At 48.2% G+C, this 9048-nt stretch carries 7 protein-coding genes; 3 read left to right on the plus strand and 4 right to left on the minus strand.

All coding sequences use genetic code 11. The annotated features are described in order from the left end of the window. The coding region (fbp, locus tag VIM72_RS10275; protein WP_332002747.1) for a class 1 fructose-bisphosphatase at nucleotides 1–859 on the minus strand (859 nt) is incomplete at its 3' end. A 130-nt stretch (nucleotides 860–989) separates the two neighbouring features. Here fbp and VIM72_RS10280 point away from each other — a divergent pair. The 3 genes from VIM72_RS10280 to VIM72_RS10290 all read left to right on the plus strand — a co-directional run bounded on the left by VIM72_RS10280 (nucleotide 990) and on the right by VIM72_RS10290 (nucleotide 5109). Next, nucleotides 990–2258 carry an aspartate kinase gene (locus tag VIM72_RS10280; RefSeq protein WP_332002748.1) on the plus strand — a complete coding sequence of 423 codons (1269 nt, stop codon included), beginning with the start codon at nucleotides 990–992 and terminating at the stop codon, nucleotides 2256–2258. A gap of 74 nt (nucleotides 2259–2332) precedes the next feature. Further along, a complete protein-coding gene (locus tag VIM72_RS10285; protein ID WP_332002749.1) occupies nucleotides 2333–2611 on the plus strand; it encodes a hypothetical protein in 279 nt (92 codons plus the stop codon). Nucleotides 2612–2664: 53 nt separating this feature from the next. Continuing rightward, nucleotides 2665–5109: an outer membrane beta-barrel protein gene (locus VIM72_RS10290; RefSeq protein WP_332002750.1), complete on the plus strand. Its 2445-nt coding sequence runs from the start codon at nucleotides 2665–2667 to the stop codon at nucleotides 5107–5109. Here the strand turns inward: VIM72_RS10290 and VIM72_RS10295 are convergent. The 3 genes from VIM72_RS10295 to VIM72_RS10305 form a co-directional block, all read right to left on the minus strand. After that, the gene (locus VIM72_RS10295; protein WP_332002751.1) at nucleotides 5106–6545 is read right to left on the minus strand and encodes an NADH-quinone oxidoreductase subunit N; all 1440 of its coding nucleotides are present in this window, start codon (nucleotides 6543–6545) and stop codon (nucleotides 5106–5108) included. The genes VIM72_RS10290 and VIM72_RS10295 overlap by 4 nt on opposite strands. Then, nucleotides 6532–7983, minus strand: a complete 1452-nt coding sequence (nuoM, locus tag VIM72_RS10300; protein WP_332002752.1) for an NADH-quinone oxidoreductase subunit M — start codon at nucleotides 7981–7983, stop codon at nucleotides 6532–6534. Before nuoM ends, VIM72_RS10295 begins: the two co-directional genes overlap by 14 nt. Before the next feature lie 23 nt (nucleotides 7984–8006). Beyond that, nucleotides 8007–9048, minus strand: a 1042-nt coding sequence (locus VIM72_RS10305; protein WP_332002753.1) for a proton-conducting transporter membrane subunit, incomplete at its 5' end; no start/stop codon positions are given.

The raw sequence follows: 9048 nt of genomic DNA on the forward strand, positions 1-9048 counted from the left end.
ACATAGGGTTACATTCGTAACAAAGCCTTAAACGGCCGGCCGGGTATTTACCAAAAGCAGGATACATGAAAATACCGCCCTGGATCAGGGTGCGGTGTATTTCAGCCACCATACAGCCTACGAAACGGTGGCGGTAGATCCGGTCATTTTCATTCCTGGCCATGAAGTAGTCGATCGACTTACGGGTTTTCGCTTCATACAGGTGGTAGTAGCCAACGTTTACAGAGAAGATATCACTGTCGGGCGGGCATTTCAGGTTGGGGTGCGACAGGCAGAATTCACCGATGGATGGGTCAAGGGTAAAACCCTGTACGCTGCGGCGGGTAGCATATACCATCATGGTGGAAGATCCGTAAATGATATAGCCTGCCGCAATCTGCCGGGTGCCCGGCTGCAGGAAATCTTCCAGCTCACATTCCGATCCCTCCGGGGTAAGCCGGCGGTATACAGAGAAAATAGTGCCAATGGATACATTCACGTCTATATTACTGGAGCCATCCAGGGGGTCCAACAACACCACGTATTTCGACTTTTTGGAATGTTCATCGTGGAAAGGGATGAAGTTTTCATTTTCTTCCGAGGCTACGCCACAGCAGTAAATACTGGTTTCCAGGGCGTCAATGAACTGCTCATTGGCAAATTCATCGAGCTTCTTTACTGACTCGCCCTGCACGTTGGTTCTGCCGGCCTCCCCCAGGATATCAGCAATACCGGCTTTGTTTACTTCCACGTTTACCCTTTTGGCAGCGAGACCGATATCACGCAGTAAACCGGATAACTGACCGGTAGCGCCCGGGTAATTCCGTAACTCCTGGATAGTAAATTCATCCAGTGTCATTACTTTTTGCTTAAGATTCATAACGTTAGGTTGTACGAACGAAATTAGGCAATTGAAACTATTTTAACAGAACTACCAATTTAGATTTTAAAACAATTCTAAACTTGTCTTACTTTGCCGAATAATTTTTTAAAAGAAGATAAACTATCATATGAAGGTTTTCAAGTTTGGCGGCGCAAGTTTAGAAAGTGTTGAACGTATCCGGCAGGTGGCCCAGATTGTACAGTCATTCCCGGACGAAAAACTCCTCATTGTTATTTCTGCAATGGCCAAAACCACCAATGAACTGGAAAAGGTGGTGGAGAACTTCTTCCTTCGCAAAAAGGAAATAGCTGCACAACTCCTGCATAACATTGAACAGCAGCATCTGAATGTTGCAGAAGCCCTGCTGGGCACTAAGGACCACCCCTTGTTTTCCCAGCTGCAGCAGTTCTTCACAGAAGCGGAATGGACACTGGGTGAAAACCCTTTGCGCACCTACGATTACTACTACGACCAGCTGGTGAGCCTGGGCGAACTGCTCAGCACCGCCATTGTGAGCGCCTTCTTCAACAGCGTAGGGCTCCATAATACCTGGCTGGATGTAAGGGATATTTTCCGTACAGATGATAACTTCCGCGACGCCAATATCGACTGGACCTATACCCAACGCCAGGTAACCGAAAAAGTGGTTCCTCTTTTCAACAGTACCAATATTGTGATTACACAGGGTTTTATAGGCAGTACCGATCAGAACGAAAGCGTTACCCTCGGCAGGGAAGGCAGCGATTACTCCGCCGCCGTTTTTGCCAATATGCTGGACGCCGAAAGCCAAACCATCTGGAAAGATGTGGAAGGACTGAAAAATGCCGATCCCAAACTGTTCCCTAACACGGTGAACATACCGGAGATCAGCTACGGGGAAGTGATAGAAATGGCTTACTATGGCGCCCAGGTAATTCACCCCAAAACCATTAAGCCGTTACAGAACAAACAGATCCCGCTGCTGGTAAAGTGCTTCCTGGATAAAAACCTGCCCGGCACCGTGATCAGGGAAACGGCTGATATAAAACAGCTGCCGCCTATTATTGTGCTCAAAAAGAACCAGGTATTACTGAATATTACCTCCAAGGATTACTCTTTTATTACAGAAGATAAGATCAGCGATATCTATGAGATCTTCCACGGGCTGAAGGTGAAAATAAACCTGATGCAGAACGGGGCGATCAATTTCTCCTGCTGTATAGATAATAACCCGGAGAAGATAGAGCTCCTTATCAAAACCCTGCACCAGCAGTTTAAGATCGTTTATAACGAAGGATTGGAGCTGCTTACTGTACGGTACAACCAAAACAACCTGCTGGAAGAACTGAGCGACGGCCGCACCGTATTATTGGAACAACGTTCGCCCGCCACCATACAGCGTTTACTAAAAAAATAAATTTATCCAGTAAAATTATTCCCCCCTTTCATGCAACTTTTTCCGTACCCGTTCGTCTTTAGTAAAATCGTGGTATGAAAAAAGTTGCTATCGTTTTAAGCCTGAGTACCGTGGTAATGCTGATCATTGCATGCGGAGGGAAAATGGTCAACCGTGGCCACCTTTCCGCCAGCAACCCGGACGAATTGCCTATTTACCTGATCACCCTCGGAAATTTCAGGGAAACACCCACCTGTTCCACTACTCCATCGTCGTGTGTAATGAATGAAACAGGAAATATGCCCCTTGGTAAAATACAGGATGTGTTAAGACTGGCGCTTCAATATTATCAGGAAAACTGCAGCAGGAAATAACAGCCCCTTTTTTGGAATTAGCTTTTGAGAAATTTTATAACGGAAACGATAGTATGAGAACAATCATCGTAGCCCTGGGAATGCTTTTTATAGTGACGCGCCCTACCCTGGCGCAACAGTCCAACTCTACCGGAAAAATTATACTGACAATTACAGATCATGATGGCAAGCCCCTGCCTTTTACCAGCGTAATGGTGAGGAATATAAAGGATTCCACCCTTGTGAAAGGAGAACTGAGCACTGCCAATGGTAACTGCGCCTTTGAAAAAATACCCTATGGTCATTATTTCATCCAGGCCTCCCAGATGGGATATAATACCACGTACAGCAAAAACTTCCAGCTGAGCGCCGCACATAAAGCTGTTACCCTGGACACCATCCGGCTGCATACGCTGGGCAAAAACTTACAGGCGGTGAATGTAACCGCCCAGAAACCGTTTATTGAAAGCTCTGCCGGCAAAACAGTGATGAATATAGAAAACAGCGTTAGCGCCGCCGGTAACACCGCATTGGACCTGCTTCGCCGTGCCCCCGGTGTACAGGTGGATAACAATGAAAACGTAACCCTGAAAGGGCAAAGCGTAACGGTGATGATCGACGGTAAACTGACCTACCTCAGTGGCGAACAATTAACCAATCTCCTTAAAACAACACCCGGCGAAAGCATCGCTTCCATCGAAATACTGACCAGTCCTTCCGCCAAATATGATGCGGCCGGTAATGGCGGAATCATCAACATAAAAACTAAAAAAGGAAAAATGACGGGGGTAAATGGTAATGTGAGCGCTACCCTTACCCAATCGAGATATGGCCGCTATGGCATTTCCGGTAATATCAACTGGAGAACAGAAAAATTTAACCTGTTTGGTAATTTCGACCAGGGCGACTATCCCCGCCAGGTGACCCGCGAATACAGGAGGAACGTGAAGGAAAGCGACGGCAGCTCTACTTATCTCCAGCAGGATATATTCCAGCGCAACCGCTTTAAGAACAACTACCTGAAGGTGGGAATGGATTATTTTATCAACGATAAACAAACTATCGGGATACTGGCCAATGGTTATAAAAACGCCTTCACCAACCAGATCTACAGCAATGCAAATCTTGGCCGCATCAATATGCCGGCAGATTCAGTTGTGAACTCTCTTACCACCAATGATAATAAGTTTGACAACATTGCGCTCAACCTGAACTATAAGGTGACCCTGGATACAGCCGGCGGCCGGGAGATCAGTTTTGATGCCGATTATGCCCAGTTCAATAATCACCGCCTCATGCAGCTGAACGACAGCCTCTATGACGCCAAAACTGAGTTGAACCGCAATCCCAACAGTATCCGCACCAGGGGCGGTACCCAGGTGATTATAAAAAGCCTCAAGGCCGACCTGAGCTGGCCCCTGGGAAAGGAAGGTAAACTGGAGGCCGGCGCTAAAACCAGCTTTGTAACTACCACCAATGTGTTGCAGTTCGATTCGTTGTTTCATGGCAGCTATAAACCATCCCCTTCCTTAAGCGATCGCTTTAACTACCAGGAAAATATTTATGCCGCTTACGCCACTTACAAAAAACTGATCCATAAAACGAACCTGCAACTGGGACTGCGGGTAGAGAATACTGAATCCAACGGTACTTCGTATACAACCGGCACCAATGTGAAACGTTCCTATACTGACTTCTTTCCTAACATCAACATAGAACAAAAGCTGGATGATAAAAACAAAGTAAGCCTGGCTATGTCGCGCAGGATAGAAAGACCGCAATACGGGCAATTGAATCCATTTATGTTTTATCTGGACAAGTACACCTACTTCAGAGGAAACCCTTACCTGCGGCCACAGTACAGCAATATCGCAGAACTGGCCTATACGTTTAAGGACAAGTACATTGCTACTTTCCGCTACAGCCGGATCAAGGATATGATGGAAGAATTCATTACGCAGGACGACAGTACCAAAGCCTCCATCAGTACGGAACGTAACTATGATAAAACAGATATTTACAGTATCCTGTTTACATTGCCATTCCAGTTTACCAAGTGGTGGACCAGTGATAACAACGCAGATTTCTCGTATAATAAATACCGCTTTGAAGATCCTACTACCAATGATCCTTATTACCGGTATAACTTTAATTATTATATCAGCAGCACCAATACCATTACCCTTCCGAAAGATTTTAAGGTAGAAGTGATGGGATATTATAACTCGCCTTTTATATTCGGTATTTTCAGGGGTTACGCACAGTATAACCTGAATCTGGGCGTTCAGAAAATGTTCCTGAATAAAAACGCTACGGTGAAATTAAGCTATAACAATATTCTGCGGAATGAAAGCTACCGCGGGGCCGCAGAATTTGCCAACCTGAACATGAGCATTTTCAATACCTGGCAATTCCGCACGGTGAACCTTTCCTTCAGCTACAAGTTTGGCAGCGCTACTATTAAAGCGGCCCGCGAAAGAAAGACCGGTACCAGCGATGAACAGAACAGGGCGGGTTAAACAAGGATCCGCATCATTTGCTGGATCAGCGCCATCATAGCGGTAGGATATACCCCCAGCCCTATTAACAGTATGGTTAAAATACCCAGGGTAATATTACCGGCCATGGGCAGGGCCGGTACCACCGTTGTTTGTTGCCCTTTTGCAGGCACTGCAAACATAGCCGCCACCAAACGGATATAATAGTATAAGCCTATCACACTGTTGATCACCAGCATAAAGAGCAGGAACCACTGGTGCCCGTCGACCCCAGCCAATACTACGTAAAACTTGCCGATAAAGCCCGCCGTAAGCGGGATACCTGCCAGTGATAACAGCATAGCGGTAAACACCGTAGCCACCCAGGGATAGCGCCAGAACAGCCCCCTGTAATCAGCAATTGTTTCTGCATCCTGCAAGCTGCTGGACATTACAATCACCACGCCGAAGGCGCCAATGCTGGTGATAAAATAAGCCACCAGGTAAAACGCCAGCGCTTCCAGCCCCGTTTGCACACCGGATAAAAAAGCCACCAGGATATAGCCCATATGCGCAATAGAAGAATAGGCCAGGATACGTTTTATATTCTGCTGGGTAAGCGCCAGCCAGTTACCCGCGAACATAGAGGCCACCGCTATAATAGCTACAATCCACCACAACATCGGATAGTCGTTACCGTGAATATCCTGGTAAAAACGGATCAGCAATACCAGCATGGCTCCTTTGGAAACAGTAGCAATAAAAGCCGCCACCGGCAGCGGCGCACCTTCATAAATATCCGGCGCCCACATATGGAAAGGAACAATGCCCAGCTTAAAGCCCACTCCTATCAACATCAGGCCAAAGCCTGCCATCACGCTCACCGGCAGGTAACCCGCCTGCCGTAATGCGGCGCCTATACCCGGGAAATCCATATGACCGGTAAAGGCATAGATCAGCGCCATGCCAAACAGCAGGAAAGCAGAAGATAAAGCCGCCAGCATCAGGTATTTAATGCCCGCTTCATCAGAGCGCTGACGGGCACGGAGATAGGCAATCAAGCCGTAGAGGCTGATGCTCAGTATTTCCAATCCCAGGAACAGCGACATAAAATGACGGCTCACCACCAGCACCAGAGCGCCTATGGTAGCCAGTAACAGCAGGATGTAGTATTCTTCTTTCCGTTCCTCCCTTTCCTCAAAATAGTTAAACGATAACAACAGGATGATAAAGCCTGATACCAGGATCAACCCGGAATTAAAGAGGGAAAACTCGTCGATCACCAACAAAGGTGGCACCGGGTGCGGGATATACCTGATGGCAGGAATTACCGCGGCCATAGCCATACCAAAAGCAATGAGCGAAAAGCTGTATACAATGCGGTGATTACGCCAGGCCGCTACCAGCAACATGGCTACCACCGCTGCAGCGCAGAGGGTGATCAGCGGGCCAAGACTTAAAAAATCAGCGAATGACATAGTCGATGTTTTGGGATGTATTCAATACCGGTTGCGGATGGAAGCCCAGCCAGCATATCACTATTACCAAAGCTATGATGATCACCAGCTCACGCCCGTTCAGATCGGGCATGGCATACTGCCGGTCGCAGGGACCAAAGAAAACTTTCTGCATAATACGCAGCGAATACGCCGTTGCCACTACCAGGCCAATAGTGGCCAGGATAGTAAACACATGACTGGCCTGCCAGCTGCCCAGCAGCACCAGGAACTCTGCTACAAAATTGCCCAGTCCAGGCAAGCCCAGGGAGGCCATTACAAAGATCATGGCTGCGCTGCCCATCATTGGGAGCCGCAGCCACAGGCCGCCCATCTGCCGCAGGTTACGGGTATGTATGCGCTCATACAATGCACCGGCAATAATAAATAATGCGCCGGTGCTGATACCGTGGGTAATCATCTGCATCACTACTCCCTGGTATGCTATTTCATTAAACGCAAAAGCCCCCAGCAGCACAAAGCCCATATGGCTTACACTGGTGTAGGCGATCAGTCGCTTCAGATCGGTTTGCGCATAAGCCAGCATACCTCCATACAGGATGCCCGCCACCCCCAGCAACATGGCTACGGGCGCTATATCTGCCGCTGCGGTGGGAAACAAAGGCAATACAAAACGGAGGATACCATAAGCGCCTGTTTTCAGCAGCAATCCGGCCAGTATCACACTCCCGGCTGTAGGCGCCTCCGTATGTGCATCCGGCAACCAGGTGTGAAAAGGCACTGCCGGCAGCTTTACCAGGAAGGCGACCAGGAAGCCCAGCATCAGCCAACGCTCCATGAAAGATGTCATAGGTGTGTTCAGCAATTCAAAATAGTTAAACGTGTATACGTTGGTGTTAGCTTTGTGCACAAAATAAAGACCGAGTATGGCCAGCAGCATCAGCAGCCCTCCCGCCTGTGTAAACAGGAAAAACTTATTGGCTGCATATTCCCTGTGCTCATGTCCCCAGATACCAATCAGGAAATACATGGGTATCAGCATCATCTCCCAGAAAAAATAAAACAAAAAAAGATCCATGGTAAGAAATACGCCGGTAATACCACATAGCACAAACAACAGGTTGAAGTGAAAGAAGCCTACCCTGTGCTGTATCTCCTTCCAGGAGATCAGTACCGCCAGCGCTCCCAGGAAGAATGTAAGTGCCAGCATCAGCATACTTAAACCGTCCATGGCCAGGTGCAGGTTGATACCAAAATGCGGCACCCAATCCATCCGGAACTGGTACCACCAGCGGCTGTTACTGTGAGTATGTTCCAGCCAAACCCCGGTGATAATCCCCAGGTTCACCAGCAGGCTGCAAAGGGCTATCCAGCGGCTGAATGCATGGCTTTTCACGCCCACTACCCACGACAATAACGCCGCGCCCAAAAGAACCAATATCATTACCAGCAATATCATAATTTTTCGTTTAATCGTTCCAGTTATAAGTAGATCCGCCAGATAAGCACAGATAATATTGCCACAGCGCCAAGTACTACGCTTAATATGTACCATCGCAACAACCCGCTCTGCGTACGTGCGAGCACGTTATGACACCACTCCATAAATGCTCCCAGCCCGGTGTAGAACGTATCTATCAGATCCCTTCTGTTAATGCGCGACAGGTACACAAAAGGACGCACCAGCAGTACATTGTACAATTCATCAAAATCCCATCCCCTGCTCCAGTAGCCACGCAACCACATGATAGCAGGCATTTCCAGGAAATCGGACATTCCTTTGGGATGCTTTACCACCCAGGCATAAGCCAACCCTATACCGCTCAGCGCCAGCAAAGCCGATAATGCCTGCGAAGTCCATTCCATGGCAAGGCTTTCATGCAATACGGATACCGCCGGCAATACCGGCTGCAACCAGTTACTGAACAGCGTTACATGGCCCATCGTATGCGGCAGCTCTATAAACCCTGCCACTGTCGATAATACGGCCAGTATATACAGGGGGATCATCATGCTGTTTCCCGGCTGATGATGCACTTTTGTTTTCTCTTCTCCATAAAATACCAGGAAGAACATACGGAAGGTGTACATGCCCGTGAGGAGCGCGCCCAGCAGGGCTGCCAGCCAGAAGCCCATATGGCCGCCCGCAGCCGACCAGGATAACCAGATGATCTGGTCTTTACTATAGAATCCGGCGGTTACAAAAGGAATAGCTGCCAGGGAAGCACAACCCACCAGGAACACCCAGTAAACACCCCGCAGCTGCTTTTTCAGTCCTCCCATCTTAAACATATCCTGCTCATGATGCAGGGCCACAATGATAGCTCCTGCTGCCATGAACAATAACGCCTTAAAAAAGGCATGCGTAACAAAATGAAATACGGCGGCCGACCATGCGCCACAACCCAGCGCCAGGAACATATACCCGATCTGGCTCACCGTAGAATAGGCCAGCACTCTTTTGATATCCGTTTGTACCAATGCGCTGAAACCAGCCAGTATCAATGTAACAGCGCCTATTACG

Source organism: Chitinophaga sp., from assembly GCF_036569185.1.
Taxonomy (GTDB): domain Bacteria; phylum Bacteroidota; class Bacteroidia; order Chitinophagales; family Chitinophagaceae; genus Chitinophaga.